General features: G+C 35.3%; 27 protein-coding genes. 10 read left to right on the plus strand and 17 right to left on the minus strand.

Translation table 11 applies throughout. The annotated features are described in order from the left end of the window. Window positions 1–1,674: a circadian clock protein KaiC gene (kaiC, locus tag QLQ95_RS19630; protein ID WP_482501277.1), complete on the minus strand. Its 1,674-nt coding sequence runs from the start codon at window positions 1,672–1,674 to the stop codon at window positions 1–3. A 326-nt stretch (window positions 1,675–2,000) separates the two neighbouring features. Between kaiC and QLQ95_RS19635 the strand changes: the two genes are divergently transcribed. Continuing rightward, window positions 2,001–2,744, plus strand: a complete 744-nt coding sequence (locus QLQ95_RS19635; RefSeq protein ID WP_482501279.1) for an SDR family oxidoreductase — start codon at window positions 2,001–2,003, stop codon at window positions 2,742–2,744. A 73-nt stretch (window positions 2,745–2,817) separates the two neighbouring features. Here QLQ95_RS19635 and QLQ95_RS19640 read toward each other — a convergent pair whose 3' ends face one another. From QLQ95_RS19640 to QLQ95_RS19695, 12 genes are all read right to left on the minus strand, one after another. Further along, complete coding sequence (locus QLQ95_RS19640) at window positions 2,818–3,051, minus strand: hypothetical protein (RefSeq protein ID WP_095931884.1); 234 nt, start codon at window positions 3,049–3,051, stop codon at window positions 2,818–2,820. Between the two features lie 482 nt (window positions 3,052–3,533). Continuing rightward, complete coding sequence (locus tag QLQ95_RS19645; protein WP_095931895.1) at window positions 3,534–4,052, minus strand: hypothetical protein; 519 nt, start codon at window positions 4,050–4,052, stop codon at window positions 3,534–3,536. A 2-nt stretch (window positions 4,053–4,054) separates the two neighbouring features. After that, a complete protein-coding gene (locus tag QLQ95_RS19650) occupies window positions 4,055–4,258 on the minus strand; it encodes a hypothetical protein (protein ID WP_482501282.1) in 204 nt (67 codons plus the stop codon). Window positions 4,259–4,567: 309 nt separating this feature from the next. Continuing rightward, window positions 4,568–5,047 carry a hypothetical protein gene (locus tag QLQ95_RS19655; protein ID WP_482501283.1) on the minus strand — a complete coding sequence of 160 codons (480 nt, stop codon included), beginning with the start codon at window positions 5,045–5,047 and terminating at the stop codon, window positions 4,568–4,570. A gap of 5 nt (window positions 5,048–5,052) precedes the next feature. After that, the gene (locus tag QLQ95_RS19660) at window positions 5,053–6,345 is read right to left on the minus strand and encodes a hypothetical protein (RefSeq protein WP_482501285.1); all 1,293 of its coding nucleotides are present in this window, start codon (window positions 6,343–6,345) and stop codon (window positions 5,053–5,055) included. A gap of 3 nt (window positions 6,346–6,348) precedes the next feature. After that, on the minus strand, window positions 6,349–6,525 hold the full coding sequence (locus tag QLQ95_RS19665; RefSeq protein WP_172426971.1) for a hypothetical protein: 177 nt from the start codon (window positions 6,523–6,525) through the stop codon (window positions 6,349–6,351). A 164-nt stretch (window positions 6,526–6,689) separates the two neighbouring features. After that, window positions 6,690–7,838, minus strand: coding sequence for a DUF2931 family protein (locus tag QLQ95_RS19670; protein ID WP_482501287.1), 1,149 nt, complete (start codon window positions 7,836–7,838; stop codon window positions 6,690–6,692). Further along, complete coding sequence (locus tag QLQ95_RS19675; RefSeq protein ID WP_141248193.1) at window positions 7,822–8,088, minus strand: hypothetical protein; 267 nt, start codon at window positions 8,086–8,088, stop codon at window positions 7,822–7,824. Before QLQ95_RS19675 ends, QLQ95_RS19670 begins: the two co-directional genes overlap by 17 nt. Before the next feature lie 50 nt (window positions 8,089–8,138). Further along, a complete protein-coding gene (locus tag QLQ95_RS19680) occupies window positions 8,139–8,618 on the minus strand; it encodes a hypothetical protein (protein WP_320495012.1) in 480 nt (159 codons plus the stop codon). A gap of 1 nt (window position 8,619) precedes the next feature. Further along, the gene (locus tag QLQ95_RS19685; protein ID WP_320495011.1) at window positions 8,620–9,930 is read right to left on the minus strand and encodes a hypothetical protein; all 1,311 of its coding nucleotides are present in this window, start codon (window positions 9,928–9,930) and stop codon (window positions 8,620–8,622) included. 3 nt (window positions 9,931–9,933) lie between these two features. Further along, window positions 9,934–10,275 (minus strand): hypothetical protein, encoded by a 342-nt coding sequence (locus QLQ95_RS19690; RefSeq protein ID WP_320495009.1) that lies wholly within the window; start codon window positions 10,273–10,275, stop codon window positions 9,934–9,936. A gap of 5 nt (window positions 10,276–10,280) precedes the next feature. After that, window positions 10,281–12,089 (minus strand): type VI secretion system Vgr family protein, encoded by a 1,809-nt coding sequence (locus tag QLQ95_RS19695; RefSeq protein ID WP_482501290.1) that lies wholly within the window; start codon window positions 12,087–12,089, stop codon window positions 10,281–10,283. Window positions 12,090–12,573: 484 nt separating this feature from the next. Here QLQ95_RS19695 and QLQ95_RS19700 point away from each other — a divergent pair, with 484 nt between their 5' ends. Then, on the plus strand, window positions 12,574–13,542 hold the full coding sequence (locus tag QLQ95_RS19700) for a LysR substrate-binding domain-containing protein (RefSeq protein WP_482501291.1): 969 nt from the start codon (window positions 12,574–12,576) through the stop codon (window positions 13,540–13,542). A gap of 97 nt (window positions 13,543–13,639) precedes the next feature. On the opposite strand, the gene QLQ95_RS19705 is transcribed toward QLQ95_RS19700, so the two are convergent. The 4 genes from QLQ95_RS19705 to QLQ95_RS19720 all read right to left on the minus strand — a co-directional run bounded on the left by QLQ95_RS19705 (window position 13,640) and on the right by QLQ95_RS19720 (window position 16,356). Then, window positions 13,640–14,614, minus strand: a complete 975-nt coding sequence (locus QLQ95_RS19705) for an IS110 family RNA-guided transposase (RefSeq protein WP_320494668.1) — start codon at window positions 14,612–14,614, stop codon at window positions 13,640–13,642. A 354-nt stretch (window positions 14,615–14,968) separates the two neighbouring features. Next, window positions 14,969–15,571, minus strand: a complete 603-nt coding sequence (locus QLQ95_RS19710) for an alpha/beta hydrolase (RefSeq protein WP_482501293.1) — start codon at window positions 15,569–15,571, stop codon at window positions 14,969–14,971. Between the two features lie 18 nt (window positions 15,572–15,589). After that, the gene (locus tag QLQ95_RS19715; protein ID WP_482501295.1) at window positions 15,590–15,730 is read right to left on the minus strand and encodes a hypothetical protein; all 141 of its coding nucleotides are present in this window, start codon (window positions 15,728–15,730) and stop codon (window positions 15,590–15,592) included. A 209-nt stretch (window positions 15,731–15,939) separates the two neighbouring features. After that, the gene (locus QLQ95_RS19720) at window positions 15,940–16,356 is read right to left on the minus strand and encodes an OsmC family protein (protein WP_095929114.1); all 417 of its coding nucleotides are present in this window, start codon (window positions 16,354–16,356) and stop codon (window positions 15,940–15,942) included. 521 nt (window positions 16,357–16,877) lie between these two features. On the opposite strand from QLQ95_RS19720, the gene QLQ95_RS19725 reads away from it, so the two are divergent. The 8 genes from QLQ95_RS19725 to QLQ95_RS19760 all read left to right on the plus strand — a co-directional run bounded on the left by QLQ95_RS19725 (window position 16,878) and on the right by QLQ95_RS19760 (window position 26,581). Next, window positions 16,878–19,412, plus strand: a complete 2,535-nt coding sequence (locus tag QLQ95_RS19725) for a hypothetical protein (protein WP_482501297.1) — start codon at window positions 16,878–16,880, stop codon at window positions 19,410–19,412. Between the two features lie 473 nt (window positions 19,413–19,885). Further along, entirely contained in the window at window positions 19,886–21,193 is a 1,308-nt protein-coding gene (locus tag QLQ95_RS19730) for an epoxide hydrolase family protein (protein WP_482501298.1), read from the plus strand. 54 nt (window positions 21,194–21,247) lie between these two features. Beyond that, complete coding sequence (locus QLQ95_RS19735) at window positions 21,248–21,661, plus strand: cupin domain-containing protein (RefSeq protein WP_320493715.1); 414 nt, start codon at window positions 21,248–21,250, stop codon at window positions 21,659–21,661. Window positions 21,662–22,205: 544 nt separating this feature from the next. Further along, window positions 22,206–23,192: an alpha/beta fold hydrolase gene (locus tag QLQ95_RS19740; protein ID WP_482501300.1), complete on the plus strand. Its 987-nt coding sequence runs from the start codon at window positions 22,206–22,208 to the stop codon at window positions 23,190–23,192. A gap of 94 nt (window positions 23,193–23,286) precedes the next feature. Then, window positions 23,287–23,697, plus strand: a complete 411-nt coding sequence (locus tag QLQ95_RS19745; RefSeq protein ID WP_482501302.1) for an organic hydroperoxide resistance protein — start codon at window positions 23,287–23,289, stop codon at window positions 23,695–23,697. A 123-nt stretch (window positions 23,698–23,820) separates the two neighbouring features. Further along, window positions 23,821–24,555 (plus strand): DUF1223 domain-containing protein, encoded by a 735-nt coding sequence (locus tag QLQ95_RS19750; RefSeq protein ID WP_482501304.1) that lies wholly within the window; start codon window positions 23,821–23,823, stop codon window positions 24,553–24,555. Window positions 24,556–24,816: 261 nt separating this feature from the next. Then, a complete protein-coding gene (locus tag QLQ95_RS19755; protein ID WP_482501306.1) occupies window positions 24,817–25,833 on the plus strand; it encodes a sensor histidine kinase in 1,017 nt (338 codons plus the stop codon). After that, complete coding sequence (locus QLQ95_RS19760; RefSeq protein ID WP_482501307.1) at window positions 25,814–26,581, plus strand: LytR/AlgR family response regulator transcription factor; 768 nt, start codon at window positions 25,814–25,816, stop codon at window positions 26,579–26,581. Before QLQ95_RS19755 ends, QLQ95_RS19760 begins: the two co-directional genes overlap by 20 nt. Window positions 26,582–26,721 lie beyond the last annotated feature (140 nt).

A 26,721-nucleotide genomic window follows, 5' to 3' on the forward strand; every position in this document is an offset into this window, starting at 1 on the left:
TTATTTTTTCTTAGAAGACAGTTTTTCCTGCAATTCTTCTGTTGCTTTAAGGATGCTTAGTTCTTCTTCAGCCGATTCAAATTCTGTTCTCAATGCTTCAATATTCGCCTCAAGGACTTTGCGTTTACGCTCAATTTCCCTGTCTTTTCGACTGATTTCGTTTTGAAGCTTAATATCCGAGATGGTTTTTTTGAATTGATAAGACTTTCGCGCCGCTCCCGTCAAAATTCCCTGCGGACCTAATTCAACATCTAGCAATTCAATTCCGTTACTCGTTATGACAAATTCTCTAACTTGGTTAGAATGCCCCATTCCGCGTGCTTTGATGATAAAAATACCGCGGTTTCTTTCGCCAACACCTTCCATATCGCGAACGGTAATCCAGGTATCCACCAATGACGAAACCGATTCTTCTGCCAAATCAGGTCTAACAGTGTCGGTTTGTTTGTTTAACGACGTAAACATGGCCGTAATATTATTGGCTTTCAGCATATCAATTAATCGTACCAGCATAGAGCGCACTTCGTGTTCACTTCCTACCGAAATAAGATTACTGATCGGGTCAATAATAATGGTAGTAGGTTCAAATTCTTTGATTAACTTTCTAAGCGTAAGCAAATGTAGTTCTAAACCGTTTAATGACGGACGGGAAGAATGTATTTGCAAAATGCCTTTTTTGATGTGTTTTTCCAGATCAATTCCGATTGATTTCATGTTGCGCACCAATTGATGCGGTGATTCCTCAAAGGCGAAATAAATGGTTCTTTCGTTCTTTTCGCATTGTTTATTAGCAAAATAACAGGCAACTGTCGTTTTAGCCGTTCCCGCCGTTCCCGAAACCAAAATATTGCTTCCTCTGTAGAAACCGCCGCCACGAAACATTTCATTTAGTCCGGGAACACCTGTAGAGATAATATCTGAGGAAACTTCGTTATCCAATTTCAGAGAGGTAATGGGAAGAACTGAAATTCCGTCTTCGTCAATTAAAAACGGATACTCATTGGTTCCATGTGTTGAACCTCTGTATTTTACAATTCGAAGCCTTCTAGTCGAAACCTGTTCAATTACACGATGATCGAGAACAATTACGCAGTCCGAAACGTATTCTTCCAGACCTTGACGGGTTAGTGTAGCCTCGCCGCGTTCTCCTGTAATAACGGCAGTTACGCCTTTGGTTTTAAGCCAATGGAATAATCTTCGTAATTCTGCTCGTAAAATAGCCTGATTGTCCAAACCAGCAAATAGCGATTCGATGGTATCCAATACAACACGAGTGGCTTTTATAGAATCGATGGCATGTCCTAAACGAATAAATAAGCCGTCAAGATCGTATTCGCCCGCTTCTTCAATTTCTGATCTTTCAACGCGAACATGATCTACAACAAGCTTTTTATCTTTTTTAAGTTGTTCAAGGTCAAAGCCTAATGATTTAACATTTAGAGTCAAGTCGTCTGAAGGTTCTTCAAAAGACATAAAAACTCCTGGTTCGTTATACTCTGTAATTCCTTTTATAAGGAACTGCATAGACAATAAAGTCTTACCGCATCCCGCACCGCCACAGATTAAAGTTGGTCGTCCTTGCGGAAATCCACCTTCTGTAATCTCATCTAATCCGTCAACTCCAGTAGGAGTTTTTGGAAATATAAAACTATGTGATTTTGTTTTTTCTTGCACGATAATAAATTTCTGTATTACTCAAATATACCTTTTTCTGCAGAATTTTCAATGAATTCTGATTAAGATTTAACAGGCGTTTAATGAAGTTTTAAAAAAAAATTAAGAGAATTGATTTAAAAATCTAAATAAATCGAAGAATTTTAACCAAAAAGCTAAAGAATACGAATTCAATATTTAACATAAAAACAAGGCTTTTTACTAAAACTTATTTTTCAATACTATTTTAATGTTAAAATGTACTTCTGGTATACTCTGTGATACTGGTTACAAAGTTATACCATTTTGAATTTACCTTTGTCTCATTAATTTAAAACACATATAAAATGGACAATTTAAAAAATAAAGTGGCAGTGATAACAGGCGGAAACAGCGGAATAGGTTACGCAACAGCCAAACAATTAAAAGATCAAGGCGCAGAAGTAATTATTACAGGAAGAAGAAAAGAGGCGATAGAAAAAGCAGCTTTAGAACTAGGCGTTACAGCCATTACAGCAGACCAATCGAATATTTCGGATATCGAAAAACTGGCTGAAAAGGTAAAAGCCGATTTCGGTTCGGTTGATATTTTGTTTATCAATGCGGGAATTGCAGGTTTAGGGATGATCGAACAAACTACAGAAGAGCTGTACGACAATATTATGAATGTGAATCTAAAAGGCGCTTTTTTCACTTTAAGCAAATTTATCCCGATTTTGAAAGATGGCGCTTCGGTGGTATTTCTTTCTTCGAATACTGCGAGTATGCCAGGTCCGGGATCTTCGGTTTATTCGGCGAGTAAAACGGCTTTGAATTCGTTTATGAGATCGGCGGCTTTAGAATTAGCGCCAAGAAAGATTCGTGTCAATTCGGTTAGCCCAGGACCAACCCAAACCGAAGTCATGAACAAAGTAGGTCTAGACGAAGCTACCTTAAAAGGCATTATGAATGTCGTAGTAGAAAAAGTCCCACTTAAACAAATGGGAAGGGCAGAAGATGTGGCTAAAATGGTTTCGCATTTGAGTAGTGATGCTGCAGTGTTTATGACTGGAACGGATGTTATTATGGATGGAGGGATGAGTTTGGGGTGAAAAACATTTCCACTAAAAAGCAAAACCCTCCATCTTTTAAAGACCAAGGGTTTTAATTTTCTCAAAAAAAACTTTACTCCAAATCCAGATAAGGATCTAAAATTTCGGCTAATTCATTGAGCCAATAGAAGCTGTCTCCAAGTTTGGCAGCGTTTAACTGAATGTTTTCTTGATCGTTTAGAACGCCCAATGCGAGGGTTAGATTTACCTGTCTTATGGCTCTCGCCATATCGAGTGGATCAATTCTGTCGTTGAAGAAATTCATTAGACCGATTTCGGCTTCTTTTGAAAGGGTTTTGGTACTCATAACTCTGTAATTTAGGAAATATAAAACCCATGTAGCTTAGGTGTCCTACGCTTACAGAAGCGTTACGGTTGTTTCCAATGCCGCCACCATACCACATGGGCAAGAAGTTTTTTAAGTATCATAATTCTGTAATTTAGGAATCGCAAATATATTAAAAAAGAAGTTGGTTTAATAGTATAAAAAGTAGTATAATTCTTAAATATTAATTTTCCTGATAACGCAGATTTGCAATCCGTGCCCGCAACAATAAGACATAGCGCGAATTATCAAGACAGAAGCTACAAAGAATCTCATACAGCTTTTGTTTGGTATTTAAAATAGAGAGCCAAACCGATCTTTGAGGTCATGGATTGCAAATCCGCGCTATCCGGGATCAGTTCCCCATGAGTATACGTTAAAATCTATCTCATCTACTTTGGAGCCTAAAAGACCGGGCTCTCCATAAATAATTTGACCATCGGCGTGTATATGAGAATATACTTTTAATATTCTTTATTTTTTTCGTTTTCATATTCTTTTAATAAATTAAAATTATACAATTCATCATTTATTTTTAATTGCGAATAGTCCAAGAAACATTCACCTCCATTATATCCAAACATTAGCCATCTACTTTTTAAATTGTAAAAGAATCCTGAAATTTTATATTTTTCATTTTTTGTAATAACTTCTACAATATCATCTTTCTTAAATTCTTTCAATGGAATGTGAAAAGAGTAGTAAGTCTCGCTATTGTAGATGTTTTTAATTAAAGTGTCATCAATAATTTTGTTATTTCTTATTAGTAATATGTTAATTTCATTTACAATACTATTTGTTTCTTTTTCTAAAACAATTAAAGGTTTTTCAGTTATATATTCGGTTTTTTCACATTGAGTTCTATCAATGTTTTCTCTTTCGTGACTGGTAGCAATACTGTAATATATCCAGCTAATTATAGTTACAATTATTAGAAAAATTATTACTAAGAAAATTAAACAACCCTTTGTCTTTTTTTTCATAATTATTTCATTTTAATATACCCATTATAATTATTAATAAAATGAGAAGATGTTATTACTTTTTTCAAATATCGATTGGTGCCATTTGGATCAGTTCCCCATGTATAAACTTTAAAGTCTATCTCATCCAGTTTCACACCTAAAAGACCTGGGACGTTTGCGTAGCGTTTCAGTTGAAGACCTCGAGGAGCGGGGTATCTAATCATTTTTTTGATACCTCCTTTTTGTATGATTAATATTTTAAGATTTTCATTTATTTGAGTGCTTGAAAATTTAACAATAATATTGCTAGAACCTACAAAATTGCTATTTTCACATTTATTGTGATTACTATAATCATCAGCAGTAAAATAAAAGAATCGAAAAATGAAAAATGAAAATGTTAGTACAAAAAAAAACAATATAATTTTCTTCATTTTATTTAGCTTTAATATATCCATTATAATTATTCATAAAATGATTTTACTTTATTGTTTTTCTTAAGTATCTTGATTATACTTAAGACGCATCTAATATTATAAAATATCAATTTTGAATCCGTCATGAATAGTTTGCTTTACATGATTATCTACATTGTAATAAAGTAAAAAACAACCTATAATGTGTTGTTCTCCATATGCGTATTCTATCTCGTTTTCGAATCCGTGAATATAGATAGATTTGTTATTATCAAAAGTTATTTTTAAGCTATCAGTTGTATATAGTTGATACTTTTTTAGCTCTATTTCAATATTATCGTTTTTTTTTATGTGATTTAACTTTTCAAAAACTTTACCTTTTCGTATTATCTGTATTATCATTTTATTTTTAGCAATTTTTTCGTAAATATTGTTAAAATGTAGTGATAGATTGCCATTTCTTAAATTAACAATAGTATCGTTCGTACACTTGGTGTAAATTTCAGCTTTTATGTTGTCTTGTTTACGCACCCTTAAATAAGCATACAATCCAATTACAAAAATTAAACAAGTAGTAAAATATATTTTATTTTTCATTTCCATTATTTTGCTTTAATGTAACCATTATAATTATTCATAAAATGTGAAGATGATATCACTTTTTTTAGATATCGATTACTCCCATTTGGATCCGTGCCCCAAGTATAAACTTTAAAATCTATTTCATCTATTTTTGCCCCTAAAAGACTTGGTACATAATTCCATGTTATGGGTGATTCTAAAACGACCCAATGTAAATCAAAATCTTTTGTATCCCATACATCATCAATTAAATCAGAATCGATCATTAATATAAGTCTGTATCCGGCTTTTAGTTGTGCGTTAATGTCATCTATTTTATTTTTAACATCTAAAGAAGTATAAGCTATTGGTTTTACAGGATTGTATACTCCTTTAGAAATCACATCTTTATATCCCAAAAGATTCTCGCTTAAGGAAGTCATTAATGGAGGCCAATTAATTGCCTGAAAAGCTTCGTCTCCTCCTTTATAACTTGTATTATCTGCATTTCTTGTTCCTGCCATTGTGATATAGTCAATCAATCGCATTTTGGAAGTTCCAATAGGAAATTGATATTTATCCATTTTTTTTTCTAAAACTTCAATACTTGGTTTAACAGTGTAACCATTAGAAGTCGCCTCTCCAGTTCTAAAAAGTTCTTTAGCAAATTTTTTATAAGCATCTGGTTGTTCTTTCGCAAATAAATAAAAAATGCATGCCATTCCGCATAAAGAAGTTCCAGATTGATCAATTAGCCAAGGCTTACCATTATCAGTACGCTCTGTTATCTCGCTTTCAATAATCATGCTATCAAACCACTTAAAACGATTATGTTTCCACTCCTTATATTCGGCTTCTTTTTCCTTATTATATACATAAGCACGTAAGTATATAAAGCATCCACACATATCTTCGTCATTGAGCGTAATTTTTATAGAGTTTCCTTTTGCGGTAAGAGGTATTTCCAGCCACTTGTTTTGAGAGGGACTTTCATATTTAATCATCCATTTAATAGTTGATAGATTGTTAGGAGGATCTTTCATATAACTTTTTACTCTAAAATGATATGTGTTTCCGAAAATCATTCCCTGCTGTGTTTTACCCGATTTGTTATTCGCAGAGCCAAGATCTAAGGCTGTTAAAAGTTCAATTTCTTTAACAGCTCCATCCATAAGTTTTAAAGGAGGTTTCTGTGGTTCACCATAACTATAGCTTTCGGCAAAATATTCAATTTTACCATTAGAGTTGTGTTCAATTCCTCCTTTGGCATAAACTCTGGAAGTTCCTCCAGTTTTTTCTATTATGTTTCCTTTTACTCTAATATATTCTGACATAGTTTATTTTTCTTCGGTTATGGTATAGGTTAAAAAATCTATAGCATGAAACTGCCCATCAGCATAAAAGGTTTTGTTGGCAATTTCTTCTATTTGTTCTTTTGGCATCATGATAATGAGACTGCCATCTGATTTTCGAATTTCATCCCTCTTGCTGGCGCGAGCGTCTCGCTCGTGCATTTGCAAGATTTGTCTATAATTCTGTCATTCTTTGTGTTCACGAGCGGGACGCTCGCGCCGGCAGGGGGGCATCTTTAGGCTGACAGCTGGCAAATAAACCAATGATTAAAAAGCAGTATATAAAAAATCTAACTTTTTTTGGGCATATATTTCTCGCTTATAAATTATTTTTCCTGCCAATAATCTAATTCTGGAAACTCAATAGGTTCTCTGCCTTGCCATTTAGGGAATACAAAATCTTTAGGTAATATATACTCTGGAGATAATTGTTTGCCCAATTTATAATCATATCTCCCAAGTCTAAATTTCATGATGGTTTTTTTTCTACTTTTTCCAAGCAACATAATTTTGCCCTCAACTAAATCTTTATGATTGTCTTTTTCAATAGCAACTAATAGCCTATTATAACATCCCGTCTTCAAAAAATCTTCAAAATTTTGAGGTAAAATTATTGTGCCATCATACCATTGTCTTTCTTTGTAATTCTCTTCATTTGTATACCATTGAATATATAATTGAACAGGAGATTTATGTTTTTCATGAATAATTTTATTAGTTTTTATTTCTTTTGCGTCCCAAGGTATAAATGAATCAAATTTATCTACAGAAAACCAGGATCCATCTTTAGAATTTAATGTCATATGGTATCCATATTCGGATTCTTTACTTGTAAACGCTACATCATAATCGTATTCTTTTTCTCCTTTTTCCCAAACTGAATAAGGAATGCCATGTAAGTAGATGTATGTTAAAATCTCTTTTGCTTCTTGTCCTTTAGAAGTCCATAACGTTATACTGTTTGAATCGAGTCGCTGTGCTTGCCCAACTTTTTTAGCTTTAAATTTCTCAATTTCAGTAAGAGTTCTATCTGCCTGCATCCATATTGTAATATTACCGCCAGGAGCAGTTCCTGCAATTATAAGAGAATATTCTTCTCTATTTTTTTGGTTGTCTAAAACACCTTTCTTAAACAGCATTAACATTTTTTGTCTTGGCAGTTTAAAACCGCCCTCATACTGTATTAAGTCAAATGCGCATCTCCATTTCACAAAGACACTATCAGGTACAGGCTTAAATTGATCTCCTCCAACATAATTTCCCATTGTTATGCCCCAACCTTGTCCATCTCCAATATTTATTGAAGTTCCTGCGATACTTTTTCCTTTATAAAAATATTCGACAAACGGTGTTGCTAAATAATTTTTTGGCGCAGAAATGCCAGCATTCCAGTCAAATGTATCTTTAGGCTGACAGCTTGCAAGTAAACCGATAATTAAAAAACAGCATAAAAAAAATCTAACTTTTGGGTACATATATTTCTCGCTTATAAATTACTTTATCCTCTTTTATAATTGGTTCAACAGGTTCATTAATAAAAACATAATTTGCCAAAAGATGATGATCTCCTGTTTGCACTGTTAAAAAATCATTTTCAAAACCGCCATAATGCGCTGATAAATGAACGTAATTGTGGTGTATGTGTTTGTAGATCTCGTAGGTTGAATTTTTGTCTTTGTTTTCTTCTTTTGAAGCGGCACGCATAATTTCTAAATACTTTCGCAATATATCAAATGATTCTGTTTCAGGTTATTTATAAAATTTCAAGCTTAAAATTACCTAGATAATAAGTCACGAGTGTTTAAATAAATTGTATCAGATTCTAAACAATATTCTATATTATTTATTTTCATGTAATTAAAACAGTAAAATATACCTTTGTTCTTGCCGTATTTTTGTCTTGAGCCTTCGCGTCTAAAATCATAAATTTTTACTGTCTTGTCTCTCAGTTTAATTAATAATGTATCTGTTTTTAATATTCTATCGTCCAAATAATACGATAAGTTGTTTTTGGACAGCGTATCTATTTTATGGTATCTAATCGTTTTTTTGAAACCTCCTTTTTGTGTGATTAGTATTTTAAGATTTTCATTTATTTGAGTGTCTGAAAATTTAATAATAATATTGCTAGAACCTACAAAATTGCTATTTTCACATTTATTGTGATTACTATAATCATCAGCAGTAAAATAAAAAAATCGAAAAATGAAAAATGAAAATATTAGTACAAAAAAAAACAATATAATTTTCTTCATTTTATTTAGCTTTAATATATCCATTATAATTATTCATAAAATGATTTGACGTTATTTTTTTTCTTAAGTATTTTGACGAACCAAATGGGTCAGTTCCCCATGAGTATACGCTAAAATCTATCTCATCTACTTTGGAGCCTAAAAGACCAGGTACATAATTCCATATTATAGGTGTTTCCAAAACAACCCAATGTAAATCAAAATCTTTTGTATCCCATATGTCATCAATCAAATCAGAATCGATCATTAATATAAGTCTGTATCCGGCTTTTAGTTGGGCATTTATATCATCTATTTTATTTTTGACGTCTAAAGAAGTATAGGCTAAAGGTTTCACGGAATTGTACACTCCTTTTGAAACGACATCTTTATATCCTAAAAGATTCTCACTTAAGGAAGTCATTAGTGGAGGCCAATTAATTGCGTGAAAAGCTTCATCACCTCCTTTATAACTTGAATTGTCAGTGTTTCTTGTGCTCGCCATTGTGATATAGTCTACTAATGACATTCCTGTTCCTTTTGCAACAAATTTTATTCCTTTTGTAGTCCTAATTGCTATCATTTCTTTTTCTACAACTTCAATACTTGGTTTTACTGTGTAACTATTAACTGTAGCTACTCCAGTTCTAAAAAGTTCATTTGCAAATTTTTTATAAGCATCTGGTTGTTCTTTGGCAAATAAATAAAAAATGCATGCCATTCCGCATAAAGAAGTTCCAGATTGATCAATTAGCCAAGGCTTACCATTATCAGTACGCTCTATTATCTCGTTTTCAACAATCATGCTATCAAACCACTTAAAACGATTATGTTTCCATTCCTTGTATTCGGCTTCTTTTTCCTTATTATATACATAAGCACGTAAGTATATAAAGCATCCACACATATCTTCGTCATTGAGCGTAATTTTTATAGAGTTCCCTTTTGCGGTAAGAGGTATTTCCAGCCACTTGTTTTGAGAGGGACTTTCATATTTAATCATCCATTTAATAGTTGATAGATTATTAGGAGGATTTTTTACATAACTTTTTACTCTAAAATGATATGTGTTTCCGAAAATCATTCCCTGCTGTGTTTTACCCGATTTGTTATTCGCAGAGCCAAGATCTAAGGCTGTTAAAAGTTCAATTTCTTTAACAGCTCCATCCATAAGTTTTAAAGGAGGTTTCTGTGGTTCACCATAATTATAGCTTTCAGCAAAATAATCTATAAATCCGTTTGAGTTGTGTTCAATTCCTCCTTTGGCATAAACTCTAGAAGTTCCTCCAGTTTTTTCTATTATATTTCCTTTTACTCTAATATATTCTGACATAGTTTATTTTTCTTCGGTTATGGTATAGGTTAAAAAATCTATAGCATGAAACTGCCCATCAGCATAAAAGGTTTTGTTGGCAATTTCTTCTATTTGTTCTTTTGGCATCATGATAATGAGACTGCCATCTGATTTTCGAATTTCATCGCCCATTTTTTCTAATCTAAAAGGCTCAAAATTAATTCGGATATGACAGGCATGATTGGTCATGTGGTTTCCATAAGGATCGCTATAACTGACATTGCTGTCTTTCAAGAAAAAATGAGCGCCGTTTTTAGAGTTGTGAAAACTGTAATTGCCAATGTTTCCCATTATGGTAATACCGCAGATTGTTTTTATTGCCATCTTAGTTAGTTTTGTCTTGTTTTCTCACTACTGTTGTTTTTGATATCCTTATCAGAGTGAAACTCATGTCCAATTTCACTATGTGTAACTATTCTGTTTTCAGAAGCAATATTTCTATCTTTTTTTACTTCTGAGTTAGAGTTGCCATCAATATTGATATGATTATCTCCAGCAACATGTAGTATTTTATCCAATCCGACACTAGTGTCTAAAATTCCTCCAATACTTGATGTTTTATTTAGTGTAGCTGTTTCAGAGATATTAGTTCCAGCTACATAAGTTATACTTTCACTTGCCTCAAAAACAATATTCTTAGCACGTATGGTAACTGTTTCAGGAGAAGTCACATTAATATTTTTGCTTTCTTCATCCAAATGAATTTCATTTCCACTCGGGTCAGAAAGCCAGATACCTACTTTTTCAAAAAACTTGAAAAGCTGACCAAAAGGGAGTTTCCAGCCTTTAATTCGGTTTTTGTCATCAAAGAAATCGGGCATTTCTTTTCCGTTGTAATAGGTGCCAGAAACATACGGGCGTTCTGCATTACCGCCTTCAAAACTCACCTGAACTTCTTCGCCAATTTCGGGTCTGAAATAAAGCCCTTTTCCAGAGCCAGAGTAAGGCTGAACTACACGCATCCAATCGCTTTTACTTGTCCAGCCATTCCAGAAGAATTCCACTTTTATGCGTCCCATTTTTTCAGGGTCATTATTGTCAATTACTATTGCGGGCTGGCTTTCGGCGGGAGCAAATGCCGTTACGTCTGTGTAGTGTGGCGCTGCAACATCGGCAGGAATTGCTTTGAACTGGCAGGTGTAATTTCCGTTTACTTCAGAGCGGTGTACAATTTCAACTGCCAATAAATGGTGCTCTACATTTTTGTTTTCAATAGAAAAAGTCTGTCCCAAACCTATAGGCAGATAAGAGGTGCCGCTGTAGAATATGCTGTTGGCATCGCGTCCGGCGGTCTGCATTTTTACCATTTCATCGATTTCTTCTTTATTTTGAGCGTTGCTGGTATACGCGCCGTTTTCGAGTCCGGGTCTTACAATGTAAGGCTGTTTAAAGACGGCAAGGGATGCAAAACGGTCTCGGCTTCCTTCGGAGGTTTTTTCTGCACCATTTTTTATGCGGGAAGCGCTATTGTAATCATAGCTGCTGAACGAAGTTTTGTGCGAAACCAAGTTGGCCTCTATGCCAAAGTTATGCAGCGATGATTCGTTTATAAGTTTTATGTCGGTGTTTTTAATCTGGCCAAACTGCATGCGCATTCCGTCAAAATAAAACCATTGGGCATAGCGTGCAGAAAGGCGTTTAAGGAAATCAAAGCTCGTTTCATTGTACTGAGTCTTAAAGCTGAATTCTTTTGTATAAGTAGGCACAATGGCTTCTCTCTGATAAAATTCTCCCGAGTTTTCTTCTGCAAAAATTTCGAGACCAATCTGCTGGAGGCTTTTTTCGCGAAAGATTCTAGATTTCGGCATATCATCCAGAGCAATGGTATGGCTTGTTCCTGTTACGTGCAGTCCGGCGGGGCTTCCGTGTAGATCGACAGAACCTAGTTTTGTAATTCTTCCTTTAGACATTAATCGGATGCCTTTTACTTTAAAGGTAAAAATGACCTCGCTGCCAATGTAATTGCTAAAGGCTTTTTCCTGATCTTGCGGGGCAATGATAGGTTTTCCGGTGTATTGCCAAAAGAAAGAAAAATGATGGTGGTCTGCCATTTTTTGAGAGAGCTCAAGATTGTAATAGATAACATTTTGAGTAAAGCCTTCTATGGTAATATGTACCTGTTCGGAGAATTTTGACATTTTTTAGAAATTTAAATAGTGTAGTGATTGGTTAAATTGAAATCTATTTTTTTAAGAACTTGGGATTGCCAAAAACCGATTCTTTGGCGGTCAGTTCTAGGTATAAGAGCATTAGAATTTGCTCATGCTGTTACATTCTTCTTCGTTGATTTGTAGTTTGCTAGAAAGCTCATGCTGTTTGTTTTAAGGTTAATTTGATGCAATAGTTTTGCGATCCTTTATTTTGATATAGAGGAGAATAATGGGATTTCTAAAATGTAGTTGGATTTACTGCTGGTATATGCGCAGTATTTTTAGTGCGGTATTATGGTAAATATAGACAGGGAGGAATAATAACAATTACCTCTAAAAGACAAAAAAAGAATAGAATAGGGTATTTTTAGAATCACTAAATAAAAACAAAAGCAAAGTTTTCTTAAAAAACTAACAATAAAAAAGAGCAACTCAGTACCTTAGCATCTCAGTACCTTAGAAACTAGAAAACATGACCATTCAGCAGTTAAAATATATAGTGGCTTTAGACGAAGAACGGCATTTTGCGAGAGCTGCCGAAGTTTGTATGGTAACGCAGCCCGGACTGACCATTCAGTTAAAAAATCTGGAAGAAGAAATCGGAATTAAGATTTTTGATCGAAATAAAGTGCCGTTGACACCAACCGTTTTAGGAATTGAAATTATTAATAAAGCCAAAAAGATACTTCGTGAGGTCGATGAAATTCGTGATTTTGTGATCAACGAAAAAAATCTATTGGAAGGAGAGTTGAAACTTGGCATTATTTCCACTTTATCGCCTTATCTGATTCCACTGTTTATTCAAGCAATGAAAGAAGTGGCACCAAAAGTGCATTTTATTATTAAAGAAGGATATACGGGACATTTAATGCGCGATTTAGAAACAGGCGCAATTGACGTAGCGATTATGGCTACGCCAACAGGAAATCCGAATTTAATCGAACATGTTGTTTTTAAAGAACCTTTTGTTGCCTATTTAAATCAGACGCATCCTATGGCGAATGATGAATTTTACGAAATGCAGCCTGGCGACAAAACCGAATTGTTATTATTGCATCACGAATATTGCTACAACGCACAATTATTGGACATCTGCGGACTAAAAACATCTGATAAAATAAAGGAACAATTTACGTATGATATTAATTCGATAGAAACCTTAAAAAATCTGGTTCGAGCTCATTTAGGATTTGCGATTATTCCTAAACTTTCGACCTTAAACGAATCAGGCGGACTTTTTAAACCTTTCAAAGAACCCGTTCCCGTAAGAGAAATAAGTCTAGTAGTTTCCGATTCCTTCTCCAAGAAATTATTACTCGAGAAAATGAATGAAGCAATCTGGAACTGCCTTCCCGAATCGTTGAAAAAAGATTTCAATTATAAAAAAATCCGCTGGAACGATTCGCCTTATTTTATAAAAGCTGTAAGTAAGTCGAGTTAAATTACAAAATAAAAATTCCAAATTCCAATAACTGTACAGCTTGGAATTTGGAATTTGGAATTTTTATTTTTTATTTTGGATTTTGTCATTTCGATTTCTATGATAAAACCAAATCTTTTTCATAAAAGGTTTGGTTTTTTATTACTGCAAAAACTCTATGGATTATTTTGTTTCTCACAGCATTTAAAACACTCATTTTGTTTTTTCCTTCATCAACTTTTCTAATGTAATATCTTCTCAGATCATTATCGAATCTAATTGCACTCATTGCTGCCAAATGCAGAATGGTTTTTAGGTTTTTATCTGCAAGCATTGATACTCCGGGTCTTCTTTTTAATGATGTTCCAGATTGAAAATCAAAAGGCACGACTCCGCTGTAGCATGCCATTTTTCTTGGATCAGTTATAACTGTAAAACCTTCTGTTTTTGATAATAATGTCCATGATAGAACTTGGCCCACTCCAGGAACAGATCTTATCAGTTTCTGTTGCTGGCTTAAACTTTGGTCATTATGTATTACTTTTTCAATATCATTTTCAATAATCTTAATCTGTGCATCAATGCTTTTAATAAGTTTGATGTTTAAGCTTTTCAATTCTTTATCCATTGCAATGCCTTTCATTAATTTGTAGTCATGCTGCTGAACCATAAGCTGTTTTTTGATTTTTATTCTTAAAGCTCTTTCGGTTAATAATATTTTTATCTTTTTAATGGAGCAGGAACTTGGTTTCCATTCCCTATTTTCCTGATAATTTTTTTCAATAAAACTACAAATTCGCAACGCATCAATTTTATCATTTTTGCCTCTGACAAGACCTATGCTTTTCTTGATATGCAAAGCAGATATTACATAAACCTTAAAGTTGAATTTTTCAAGTGCTTCAAACAGATTCCAATTGTATCTGCCAGTATTTTCCATAGCGATCATTACATTTTCACCTGAATATTTTTTGAAAAAATGCTTTATTGCCTGAATCTTATTCTCAATAGAAAAATAATTTACTGATTCCTCTTTAACACAAATATCCAAAGTCTTGCTGCTGATATCAATGCCGATAATAATGTTTTTCATAACTTTGCTTTTACGATTCAACAAATGATTTGAGAAATTCATCATAAGCTCAACTCCTTAATAACGGGTCACTAGCCCAAATTTCTATCTGAGTCTTTGATGAAAAGGAAGCTAAAGTCTTAATCGAAATATGAGTCACAAGCTCGGAGGAACGAACAGTTTACTTTTGCTTCCTTTCTCAATCATAAATCTACTTAAAATTTCAAAAAACAAATCTAAAGGAGGAACGAGAAATCTCCACAAGTAGCTCCGTGTAGAATGTCGCCAATCTTTGTAGAGTTTCTTGCGAAGATTTCTCCTCAGTCGAAATGACAAGATTATGTGAATTTATAATTTACAATTAACCATTAACAATTATTTTGATGCTTCAATAATCACATTCGCCACTTTCTCTGGTTGAGAAATAAATACCACGTGGCTACCTTTAATTTCAGTGATTTTGGAGTTAGAACGTTTGTACATTGCGTACTGAATACTCGGAACAATACTTTTATCTTCAGTCGCTACGATTCCGTAAGAAGGTTTAGTTCTCCAAGCTGCTTTAGTTATTGGTGTTAAAAAGCCTTGCGCATGAAAAGCACCTTGCGAAGCATACATAAAATCGGCTTGTTCTTTGCTTAAGTCTCCCGCAAAACCAGCGTGAAATTTAGCTTTGTCATAATACGCAATTCCTTTTTCATCTGGAGGCAATACACCATTTTCTGGAGCTGGAGGAGCAGTTTGCAACCATTGAACAGAATTTTCGCCATTATCAGGCTGTAAAGCCGCTACATAAACCAAAGCCGCTACTTTAGGGTGATTTCCAGCTTCTGTAATTACTGTTCCTCCCCAAGAATGTCCAACCAAAATTGTGGGTCCGTCTTGTTTGTCTAAAGCTAAGTTTGTGGCTTTTACATCATCTTCCAAAGAACTCAACGGATTCTGAACGATCGTTACATTATAGCCTTTTTTAGTCAAAACTTTGTATAAACCTTGCTATCCAGAGCCATCTGCAAATGCACCGTGAACCAATACGACATTTTTAATTTTAGGATTAGTTTGTGCGTTTACGTTAGTGAATGCCAAACTAAAAATTAGTATTGCGAATGCTAAAAAGCTTTTAAATATTGTTTTCATTTTTATAAAATTTTAGATTGTAAATATGTTTTGTCCCAGTTTTGTCATTTCGACGAAGGAGACTCAAGCGATAGCGAACTGGCGAAGCAAATCTTCGCAAGCAACTCTACAAAGATTGGTGATATTCTTTGTGGAATTTCTGGCGTGTCCTTCGACTTCGCTCAGGAAGACAAAGCTTTGGAATTTGGGATTTTTGTATTGGGATTTATTTAAAGTAAAGTGATTGATAAAGTAATCTCAGTATTCAGCAATTTAGAAATTGGACAAATTTCTTTTGCTTTCTGAGCAGTTTGCTGAAACTCTTCTGCAGAAATTCCGGGTACTTTTCCAGTCAATTCTAACTGAATTAAAGTAATAGTTCCGTCTTCAAAAGTTACTTTAGCTGTTGTATCTAAATCTTCTGGAACGAAACCTGCTTCAGATAATAAAAAGCTTAACTGCATAGTAAAACACCCAGAATGTGCCGCTGCGATTAATTCTTCAGGATTGGTTCCAACACCTTGCTCAAAACGAGTTTTGAATGATAATTGTGCATTATCTAAAGTTGTGCTTTGTGTACTAATGGTTCCTTTTCCTTCCATTCCTGTACCTTTCCAGTTTGCGTTTGCTCTTCTTGTAAATTTCATGATTTCTATTTTTTAAAGTTATTTTTTAAGATGTTCAAATCATTTCTTTGATTTTGATGAGACAAAGGTATAGGGAAGGTGTTTATTAATCAAATTAATAATTTTTTATAGTTATAAATATAATTTATAACCATTGATTAGATTGAGGTTAGAACACAAAAGACTTAAAATAATAATTTTCTGTAAAACTTCCTTTTGGAAATGAGTGCCCTAGCCCTGATAGGAGCGGTATCCTTTTTCTTGCTTCTTTAGCAAGGAAAAGATATAGCGGATAGCAGGAAACAGCTCCTAATCAATATCAATGCTTCATTTTACCTTACCTTATAGGTGCAGATTAAAAATTTTTGGTTTGAGAAAAGAAAGAGCATTTAGATACTTATTTGGTTTCAAATTATAATGTGAAACAAAGTAAGTGTCTGATTTGTAGTTTTATTTATGCGGTGAATTTAATTTTATACGAAAGAATTTTATAAGACGATCGAGAAAATAAATTTTCAATGAATAATCTAACTTTTAAATTTATGAGAAATGCTTTTCTAATAATTGGAGTTTGTTTGAGTTCAATTTTGTTCTCCTGCAAAAAAGATAAAGATACTAAGCAGTCAAGTTCTGAAACTGGAAAGTCTGATACTGCCGACTCTACATTAATTGCAGATCGTGGCTGGCCTCGGGAAGCCGAAAATAACGGTACAAAACTAGTTTATTATCAGCCTCAGGTAGACGACTGGAAAGATTTTAAGGAACTTACAGCGAGAGTAGCTTTTTCGCTGACTCCCAAAGATGGAAAACAGGTTTTGGGTGTGGCTTCTTTGAAGGCAGAAACATTGGTAGACAAAGACAACCGAAGCGCTTTTATTAAAAATCTTCAGGTAACCGATATCCGGTTTCCAGCTCTTGACGAAAAGAAAGTTCCTGAAATGGAAAAGCTTTTTAAAGAAACGTTGCCTCAGAGCGGAGATCCTATTTCGGTAGATCGTATTTTGGCAGATTTAAGTCATACTAAAAGTCCGCCAAAGGGAATTGCGGCTAAAAACGATCCTCCAGCCATTTTTTACAGTACGAATCCGTCCATTTTGCTTATTGTGCAAGGTGAACCGGTTTTGGTGCCTGTAGAAAAATCGGATATCCAATATGTGGTAAATACCAATTGGGATTTGTTTTTTGATAAAACCACAAAAGATTATTATTTATTGGTAGAGAATATCTGGCTGACTTCGAAAAATGTCGCGGGCAAATGGACAAAAACAACCCAATTGCCTGCAGGTTTGAGCAATCTGCCTTCGGGACAGAATTTTGATGATGTTAAGAAAATGATTCCGCCGCCTTCTTCTGGAGCAGCTCCTGAAGTTTTCTACAGTAATAAACCTGCAGAATTGATTGCGATAAACGGAAGTCCGAAATTCGTTAAAATTCCAGGAACCAAATTGTTATACATTGACAATACCGAGAATGATGTTTTTGCCGATGAAAACAAAGGCCAGTATTATGTACTATTATCTGGAAGATGGTTTAAGTCTAAAGAATTAACTGGACCGTGGAGTTATGCTAGTAATAGTCTTCCAGCTGATTTTGCTAAGATTCCGAAAGATTCTCCACGTGCTAATGTATTGTCATCTGTGCCTGGAACTCAGGAAGCGAATGATGCTGTAATGTTATCGCAAGTTCCGACAACGGCTATTTTAAAGAAATCGGATGCCGAGGCAAAAGTAAAAGTATCGTATGATGGTGGAACACCTCAGTTTAAACCAATTGACGGAACCAAAATGCAATATGCAAGTAATACGCAGGAGAAGATTATAAAAGTGGGAGATTTGTATTATTTGTGTTTTCAGGCGGTTTGGTTTATGTCGACAAATCCGAACGGACCTTGGAAAACATGCGATTCTGTGCCGAAAGAAATATATACGATTCCGCCAAGTTCGCCAGTATACAACGTAACGTATGTAACGCAAACTACAACCGATACAACGGTTGAAAGCAGTTCGACAGCGGGTTATTTAGGTGCTTTTATTATTGGGGCTACGTTTGGTGCAATATTAACGTACGGCACAGGATGGTATTATCCGCCTTATATGTATTACGGCGGACTGTATCCAATTTATCGTCCGTGGCCTTATGCGTATGGAGGAGGAGCAGTTTACAATCCGTGGACGGGAGGTTATGCGGCAGGAAGACGCGTTTACGGACCTTATGGCGCAGCTGGAACTTCGGCTTGGTATAATCCTGCAACGGGAAGATATGGGCGTTCAGCAAGTGTTCAGGGTTGGTATGGCGGGCGCACTGCTGCAAGTACTTATAATCCGTGGACGGGAAATTATGTGAGAACCAACCAAGGACATAATGCGTATGCACAATGGGGACATTCGGCTGCTACAAACGGAAATCAGTGGGCGCAGACAGGTCATATTACAACGCGACGCGGTACGGCAATTGGTTATGAAACTTCGGGTGGAAATAAAGGTGTAATTACGCATAGAAGAGGTGGAGGAACTACGATTCATACCAATAATAATGTGTACGCTGGTCACGATGGACATGTTTATAAAAGAGATTCGAACGGAAATTGGAGTCATTACAATAATGGAAATGGTGGCTGGACGCAAGCAGGAACTTTGGGTTCGTCCAAAAAAGCGGGCGATGCGATTCAGCGTAATAAACCGAATCAGGGACTTGGTGCAAATGGAGCGGGAGAGAGAATTCAGCGTGACAGACCTAATGAAGGGCTTGGCGCAAATGGTGCTGGCGAAAGAATTCAGCGTGATAATTTGCCAAAAGCGAATCAAAACCTAGGAGGCGAAACCCGAATGGGAGACGGAATGCAGCGCGATAATTTCCCTAAAGCAGATCAAACCCTCGGACAGCCAAATAAACCGCTCGGAGAAGCTGGACATCCAGACATTACAAACGATTTGGATCGCTCGGCTCTTTCTAGAGATCGCGGAGAAATGCAAACGCGTAATTTCCAAAATATCCAAAGAGATGGAGGCCGTTTTAATGGTGGAGGTTTCGGCGGTGGCGGTTTCAGAGGCGGCGGCGGCTTTAGAGGAAGAAGATAAAAGTGAAGGTTAAATTTAATTCAGAAAATCAGAAAATCAGGATGGTGGTAAAATACTAATCCTGATTTTTTTTTGCTCATTTTGCCACAAAGGCAGGAAGTCACAAAGGCTTTACATGCTGTTTATTTAACCGCAAAGAGCGCAAAGGTTACGCAAAGCACACAAAGATATTTTTAGAGTCAAACTTATTATAAGTATTGAGAACACAAAGCTGTGAGAATAAAACTTAGCGACTTCGCGTCTTTGCGAGATTAAAAACTTCGCTCCCGATAGCTATCGGGATTGCGTAAATCCTTGCGCTCTTTGCGGTTAATCTCTCAAACATTTTACCTCTCAAAATTCACAACTCACGGCCTGTCCATTTCACCTTAGAGTTTGTCCGTTTCACCTATTTTCTGATTTCGTATGAAGGGTTATCGAAATACTTTTGACAAAGAAATTAACAAATAACACTAATTTAAAAATCAAAAAAAATGAAAACATCTCAGAGAAATAGACATTCTTTTATTCAAACAATTACTGCGGGAACTTTTATGTTATTAGCATCAGCTTCTTTCGCACAGAACAAAGACAAGCAAAATAAAAATGATGCGAGTTTAATTCGTCCTTATCATATTGCCGTTTCACAGGAAGCGATTACAGATCTTCGAAATCGTATCAATGCTACAAGATGGCCAGATCAAGAAACGGTTAGCGATCAGTCACAAGGGGTACAATTAAATCAGATTCAGCGTCTGGTAAAATATTGGGGAACAGATTATGATTGGCATAAGGCCGAAGATAAACTAAATGCGCTGCCTCAGTTTATAACCAACATTGACGGACTGGATATTCAGTTTGTACATGTAAAATCGAAACACAAAAATGCAATGCCACTAATTATTACGCACGGCTGGCCAGGTTCGGTTTTTGAGCTTTTAAAAGTGGTTGGGCCGCTTACAGATCCGACTTCGTACGGAGGAAAAGCAGAAGATGCTTTCGATTTGGTAATTCCGTCAATGCCAGGTTATGGTTTTTCTGAAAAACCAAAAGGAACGGGTTGGGGGCCAGAGAAAATTGGAAACGCTTGGGATGTTTTAATGAAACGTTTAGGTTATAAACATTACGTTTCGCAGGGTGGCGATTGGGGTTCTGTAATCGCAGATGCTATGGCGCGACAAGCCCCAGAAGGTTTGTTAGGAATTCATGTAAATATGCCAGCGACAGTTCCCGCTGATATTGCTAAGGCGCTAAAAGACGGTGATTCAGCTCCTCAAGGATTATCGGTCAAGGAAAAAGCGGCTTTTAATTCACTAAACAAATTATATACAAAAGGTGGCGGTTATGCTGGAATGATGGTAACACGTCCGCAGACTTTAGGTTATGGATTGACAGATTCTCCTGTTGGATTGGCTTCATTTTTTTTGGATAAATTCAATGATTGGACATACAGTGGAGGAAATGCCGAACAAGCACTTACGAAAGATGAAATGCTAGACGATATTTCATTGTATTGGCTAACTAATACAGCTAATTCTTCGGCTCAATTGTATTGGGAAAATAACAATAACAATTTTAATGCTTTCGAACAGAAAACAGCTGAGATTAAAGTTCCAGTTGCGATTACGGTATTCCCTGGAGAGATTTATCAGGCACCAAAAAGCTGGGCTGAAAAAGCATACAAAAACTTGTCTTACTATAATGAGGTAAGCAAAGGCGGGCATTTCGCTTCATGGGAAGAGCCACAAATTTTTACTATTGAACTTCGCGATGCTTTCAGAAGTTTAAGAGGAAAACACTAATTCAAATTTTATTAAACAAATACAAAATACGCAAACTAAAAAACAGAAAAAATAATGGAAACGAAAAAACAAAAAACATGGGTTATAATCGCAATTATTGTTTTAGGAATCATTGCCTTTTTAGTTCCGAATCAAATTACAGCACAAACTGGCGTTAAACGCGTTGATTTGCAAAAACATGATCTAAGCGTTCCGGGACGCGAAATGGTTCAGGCAAGAATCGATTTTGACGGACATTCGGCTTTTGGGAAACATTCTCATCCGGGCGAAGAAGTGATTTATGTGGTTGAAGGTTCGCTGGAGTATCAGATTGAAGGAGAAAAGCCAGTGACTTTAAAGGCGGGCGAAGTGCTTTTTATTCCAGCAGGTGTGGTGCATTCGGCTAGAAATAATACAAATGCGAAAGCATCAGAACTGGCGACTTATATTGTGGAAAAAGGGAAACCGATTTTGGTTATGAAAAAATAGTTTCACGTTGAATGCGTGTAGTTTTTAACGCAGAGTGCGCAAAGTATTTTCGCAAAGTACGTGAAGTTCTGCTTAAAGAGAATGTCAGTAGATATTAAGTTCGCAAAGCTTTGTGTGATTATTGGGCTTTTTTAATCTCGCAAAGGCGCTAAGTCGCAAAGTTTTATTCTTACAAAGCTTTGCGAACTTAGGAGAAACTTAGTTTCAACTCAAAAACCTTTGTGAGCTTTGGGAAAATCCTTTGTGCACTCTGCGATCTTTGTCTGATTATTGGGTTTTTCTAATCTCGCAAAGACGCGAAGTCACAAAGTTTTATTTACACAGCTTTGCGAACTTAAAAGAAACTTAGTTCAACTCAAAAAAATCTTTGTGTTCTCTGCGAATCCTTTGCGCTCTTTGCGTTAAAATTATCCCAAATTAAAGCCTGTCCATTTCAGCCCCAACTTTGTCCACTTCACCTTTTTTTACCTTTTAAAACAAACAATGTCAAGATACCTTTGACGAAGAAATTAACTGATAATCAACTAATCAAAAAAAAATAATTATGAAAACACTATCCAATATTCTAATCGCTATTCTTTTTATGACTGCAGCTTTAACTCAAGCACAAACTTCAAAACAAAAAACAATTGAAGTAAACAGTTCACTTGGAACTTTAAAACAAATCAATGCTGGATTATTAAACGTGGGCTATACAGAAGCAGGTCCGTCAAACGGAACTCCAGTAATATTACTTCACGGCTGGCCTTACGATATTCACAGTTATAACGAAGTCGTTCCGATTTTAGTAGCAAAAGGTTATCACGTTTTTACACCATACTTACGCGGATTTGGAACTACGACTTTTCTTTCGAAAGATACTTTCAGAAACGGTCAACAAGCTGCTTTAGCCAGTGATATTATCGCTTTTATGGATGCGCTTAAAATTGATAAAGCTGTAATTGGCGGTTTCGATTGGGGAGCGAGAACTGCGGTGGTAGTATCGGCACTTTGGCCAGAACGCGTAAAAGGTTTGGTTTCAGTAAGTGGTTATTTGGTGGTGAATCTAGAAGCAAATTTAAAACCGCTTCCTCCAACAGCTGAGTTAGGATGGTGGTACCAATATTATTTCGCAACCGAAAGAGGAAAACAAGGTTACACACAAAACACTTACGATTTCAATAAACTAATCTGGAAAATCGCTTCTCCGTTATGGAATTTTGATAAAGTAACTTACGATCAAACCGCACAGTCTTTTGATAATCCAGATCACGTAGCGATTGTGATTCATAATTACAGATGGAGACAATCTCTTGAAGGAGGAGAAACAAAATACGATAATCTAGAGAAACGCCTTGCTACAAAACCAGAGATTAAAGTTCCAACCATTACAATAGGAAGTGATTTTGACGGCGCTTTCGCGGATGGAAAAGCGTACGCCAACAAATTCACCGGAAAATACGAACACAGAGTTTTAAAAGGAATCGGACACAACGTTCCCCAAGAAGATCCAAAAGCGTTTGCACAAGCGATAATTGATGTCTCGAAGTAAATTCCAAATTCCAAATTTAATTGCAATTACAATATCAAAATCAATATCAATAAACATTTCACTTTTTACAAATAACATTTTACACAAAAAAATCATGGAAACAAAAGTTTTATACACAGGAAAAACACGCACGACAGGCGGTAGAGAAGGAGCTTCTCAAAGTTCAGACGAACAATTGAATATCAAATTAAGTGCACCGGGATCTTCACGTCCTGGAACAAATCCGGAGCAATTGTTTGCAGCGGGATGGTCGGCTTGTTTTATTGGAGCTTTAGGAATTGCGGCTTCTAAACTTGGGGTTAGACTTCCTGCCGAAACTGCGGTATATGCCGAAGTAGATTTGTGCGTAACAGAAGGAGAATATTCGCTTCAGGCAAGATTAAATATTAGTCTTCCAGGAATTGATACTCAAACGGCAGAAACTTTGGCGGCACAAGCGCATCAGACTTGTCCATATTCTAAAGCGACTAGAGGAAATATAAACGTTGAGATTAATATTCTTTAAAAAGAATTTTAAGTTGCTGAACCTGCAAAGTTTTTAAAACCTTGCAGGTTTAAATTAGCTTTAGCACATCTTAAAATCATACCTAAAAGGTTTTGAAAACTTTGCAGGAAATAAAATAGAATTATGAAAAAGATAAAAATATTAAGTGGATTTATAGTGCTGTTTTTTTTAATTGGAAACAGCGTTTTTAGTCAAAACAACTCAAAAGGTTTTGCCCTTTTAGAATTATATACTTCAGAAGGTTGTTCAAGCTGTCCGCCTGCTGATGAATTGCTTGGAAAAATTCAGAATGAATACCGAGATAAAAACGTTTATGTATTGGCTTATCATGTCGATTATTGGGATAAACAGGGTTGGAAAGACATTTTCAGCAATGCTGATTTTACCAAAAGACAATACGATTACGCCCAATTTATGGGAAAAGAACCCATTTATACGCCTCAAGTAATTATTAATGGAAAAACTGATTTTATCGGTTCTCAGGAAACGAGTCTTAGAAACGGAATTAAATCGGCACTTTCAAAGCCAGTTTCGACGAGCTTAAGTTTAGAAAGCATTCAAAATGAGAATTCGCTTGCAGTAAATTATAACGTCGAAGCCACTTCAAAAAACAGTCGTTTATTGCTTGCAGTTGTTCAGAAAGAAGCTAAAAGCAATGTAAAAAGAGGCGAGAATGCGCATCGGGTTTTATCGCATTATCAAATTGTTCGTAATCTCCAATCTGTAGATTTAAACAAAGGCAAAAAAGGAACAGCATCAATTCATCTTCCTAAAAATTATAATGCACAGGATTTTGAAATCATTGGTTTTGTTCAAGATATGAATTCAGGTGCTATTTTGGGAGTTAAGAAGGCTTAGATTTTTTGTTTCACGCAGATTTAAATTGATTTTAGCAGATTTTGCAGATTTTTTTTGATTCTAGTTTTCCGCCCTGTTTGTCATCCCGAGGAACGAGGGATCTCCGTGAGTAGCTCTACAAAATGAGAATAAAAAAACTTTGCGCCTTAGCGACTTTGCGAGATTAAAATTTATCTGCGCATATCTCCTAAAATCAGTAAAAATCTGCGTGAAATCTTTTTCAAATAAACTTATCTTTGATCATAACAAACCAATTACAATATGGAAAAAACAAAACGTTTTCAGGTTTCGCTCAAAGTCATTTGGGGAAGTTCGATTGCATTGGCGGTCATGGCTTCGATACCTAAATTATTTGATGCCGATTCTACACCTGGAGACCTTATTATAAATTCTTCGATTACGTTGTTGTTCTCCCTTTTTATATGGTATTACAACATTTACAGTTTACCAAAATTTTCTGCTAATCATGCCAATAAAAGCCTTTTTAACTGGAAGCTTTTACTGAGTGTTATTCTAGGGATTGTCTTAATGGTGATTTTGGTAATCGCACATCAGGAACTGTTTCAGGTTTCAAAAATGGATGCGCCAATCATGTTTGAACTTCGCGGAGTTTTAATCAACTTGATTGTCTATATGTTCCTGCATCTGCTTTTTCAAAATTATCAGACACAGCAAATGAGAGTTGAGCTAGAACGCACAAAAGCTGTAAACCTTGGCGCTCAATACGAATTATTGAAACAGCAAGTAAATCCGCATTTTTTGTTCAATAGTCTGAATACGCTAAAATCAATGGTCGATATTCAAGATCCGCAGAGTTCTGATTTTATCTTGAAATTATCCGATTTTTATCGTTTTACGCTAGAAAGCCGAAAAATGGATTTGATTCCGTTGAGCGAAGAAATTCAGATTCTGGATTCGTATGTGTATTTGCTGAAAGCGCGTTTTGAAGACGGATTTGTTTTAGAAAATGAAATCGATCCAAAGCAGTACGATTCGGCAATTCCACCTTTTACTTTACAATTATTAATTGAAAACTGCATCAAACACAATGTTGTTTCTTTAGATAAACCTCTCAAAATAAAGCTTTATACAGAAAATGAGTTTTTGGTAGTTGAAAATAAAATTCAGCTTAAAAGAGGCGCTGTGTCTACAGGTGTTGGTTTAGATAATATCAACCAGCGTTTTATGCACCTGATTCATAAAGAAATCGAAATTGATAAAGACGAAGCTACTTTTAAAGTAAAAATACCACTAAATTATGACTATCATAATAATTGAAGATGAAGTAAAAACGGCCAAAGCACTTGGTCAATTAATTCTGAGCATCAGACCCGATGTTCAGATTTTGTCTTATATACAAAGCATTGACGGCGCAGTAGATTATCTTTTAGAAAATGATCAGCCAGATCTTATTTTTATGGATATTCAACTAGCAGACGGTCAGTGTTTTGAGATTTTTAAGAATGTTGAGGTCTTGTCGCCTGTCATTTTCTGTACCGCTTTTGATGATTATGCGATCGAAGCATTCAAATCAAACGGAATTGATTATGTTCTGAAACCTTTTTCGAGAGACAGCATTTCGCAAGCTTTAAAGAAAGCGGGAGAACTGAAAAACTTCTTTCAGAGAAATAAAAAAGTAATGCCTGATTTCGATTATTTGTTGACCAGAAATGGGGAAAATAAAGGAAAAAGCAGTTTTTTAGTTTTCAAAAACAATAAATATCAAACCGTTTTAACCGAGAATATTGCGTTTTTCTACATCAAAAACGAAACGCCGACAATTATGACTTTAGACAAAAACGAATATCCGTTAACGCAGTCATTAGACGAGATTCATAAACTTTTATCTCCAATTCAGTTCTTTAGAATCAACAGACAATATTTGGTTAATTTTTCGGCTATAAGAGAAGCAGAACATTATTTTTCGCGTAAAATAATCGTGAAATTAAGTGTTCCAACAGAAGAAAAATTATTGGTAGGAAAAGAAAAAGCAACGGCATTTTTAAGCTGGTTAGAAAACCGATAAACCAGTTAATCTCTCTTTTTATGAGATAATTAACTGGCTTCATTTTATAATCCTGGAAACATAAAACAGCTTATAAAAAACAAAGCTGAAAGTACAAAACAGAGAATTAGAATGATCTTTTTCATTGTGATTTATTGTAG

The organism is Flavobacterium sp. B330r (assembly GCF_056824325.1).

Excerpts from the sequence above, each read along its gene's own strand:
- QLQ95_RS19635 (WP_482501279.1), top strand. The coding sequence starts at position 2,001 with ATGGACAATTTAAAAAATAAAGTGGCAGTGATAACAGGCGGAAACAGC.
- QLQ95_RS19640 (WP_095931884.1), bottom strand. The coding sequence starts at position 3,051 with ATGAGTACCAAAACCCTTTCAAAAGAAGCCGAAATCGGTCTAATGAAT.
- QLQ95_RS19645 (WP_095931895.1), bottom strand. The coding sequence starts at position 4,052 with ATGAAAAAAAAGACAAAGGGTTGTTTAATTTTCTTAGTAATAATTTTT.
- QLQ95_RS19650 (WP_482501282.1), bottom strand. The coding sequence starts at position 4,258 with ATGATTAGATACCCCGCTCCTCGAGGTCTTCAACTGAAACGCTACGCA.
- QLQ95_RS19655 (WP_482501283.1), bottom strand. The coding sequence starts at position 5,047 with ATGAAAAATAAAATATATTTTACTACTTGTTTAATTTTTGTAATTGGA.
- QLQ95_RS19660 (WP_482501285.1), bottom strand. The coding sequence starts at position 6,345 with ATGTCAGAATATATTAGAGTAAAAGGAAACATAATAGAAAAAACTGGA.
- QLQ95_RS19665 (WP_172426971.1), bottom strand. The coding sequence starts at position 6,525 with ATGCACGAGCGAGACGCTCGCGCCAGCAAGAGGGATGAAATTCGAAAA.
- QLQ95_RS19670 (WP_482501287.1), bottom strand. The coding sequence starts at position 7,838 with ATGTACCCAAAAGTTAGATTTTTTTTATGCTGTTTTTTAATTATCGGT.
- QLQ95_RS19680 (WP_320495012.1), bottom strand. The coding sequence starts at position 8,618 with ATGAAGAAAATTATATTGTTTTTTTTTGTACTAATATTTTCATTTTTC.
- QLQ95_RS19685 (WP_320495011.1), bottom strand. The coding sequence starts at position 9,930 with ATGTCAGAATATATTAGAGTAAAAGGAAATATAATAGAAAAAACTGGA.
- QLQ95_RS19690 (WP_320495009.1), bottom strand. The coding sequence starts at position 10,275 with ATGGCAATAAAAACAATCTGCGGTATTACCATAATGGGAAACATTGGC.
- QLQ95_RS19695 (WP_482501290.1), bottom strand. The coding sequence starts at position 12,089 with ATGTCAAAATTCTCCGAACAGGTACATATTACCATAGAAGGCTTTACT.
- QLQ95_RS19700 (WP_482501291.1), top strand. The coding sequence starts at position 12,574 with ATGACCATTCAGCAGTTAAAATATATAGTGGCTTTAGACGAAGAACGG.
- QLQ95_RS19705 (WP_320494668.1), bottom strand. The coding sequence starts at position 14,614 with ATGAAAAACATTATTATCGGCATTGATATCAGCAGCAAGACTTTGGAT.
- QLQ95_RS19715 (WP_482501295.1), bottom strand. The coding sequence starts at position 15,730 with ATGAAAACAATATTTAAAAGCTTTTTAGCATTCGCAATACTAATTTTT.
- QLQ95_RS19720 (WP_095929114.1), bottom strand. The coding sequence starts at position 16,356 with ATGAAATTTACAAGAAGAGCAAACGCAAACTGGAAAGGTACAGGAATG.
- QLQ95_RS19725 (WP_482501297.1), top strand. The coding sequence starts at position 16,878 with ATGAGAAATGCTTTTCTAATAATTGGAGTTTGTTTGAGTTCAATTTTG.
- QLQ95_RS19730 (WP_482501298.1), top strand. The coding sequence starts at position 19,886 with ATGAAAACATCTCAGAGAAATAGACATTCTTTTATTCAAACAATTACT.
- QLQ95_RS19735 (WP_320493715.1), top strand. The coding sequence starts at position 21,248 with ATGGAAACGAAAAAACAAAAAACATGGGTTATAATCGCAATTATTGTT.
- QLQ95_RS19740 (WP_482501300.1), top strand. The coding sequence starts at position 22,206 with ATGAAAACACTATCCAATATTCTAATCGCTATTCTTTTTATGACTGCA.
- QLQ95_RS19745 (WP_482501302.1), top strand. The coding sequence starts at position 23,287 with ATGGAAACAAAAGTTTTATACACAGGAAAAACACGCACGACAGGCGGT.
- QLQ95_RS19750 (WP_482501304.1), top strand. The coding sequence starts at position 23,821 with ATGAAAAAGATAAAAATATTAAGTGGATTTATAGTGCTGTTTTTTTTA.
- QLQ95_RS19755 (WP_482501306.1), top strand. The coding sequence starts at position 24,817 with ATGGAAAAAACAAAACGTTTTCAGGTTTCGCTCAAAGTCATTTGGGGA.
- QLQ95_RS19760 (WP_482501307.1), top strand. The coding sequence starts at position 25,814 with ATGACTATCATAATAATTGAAGATGAAGTAAAAACGGCCAAAGCACTT.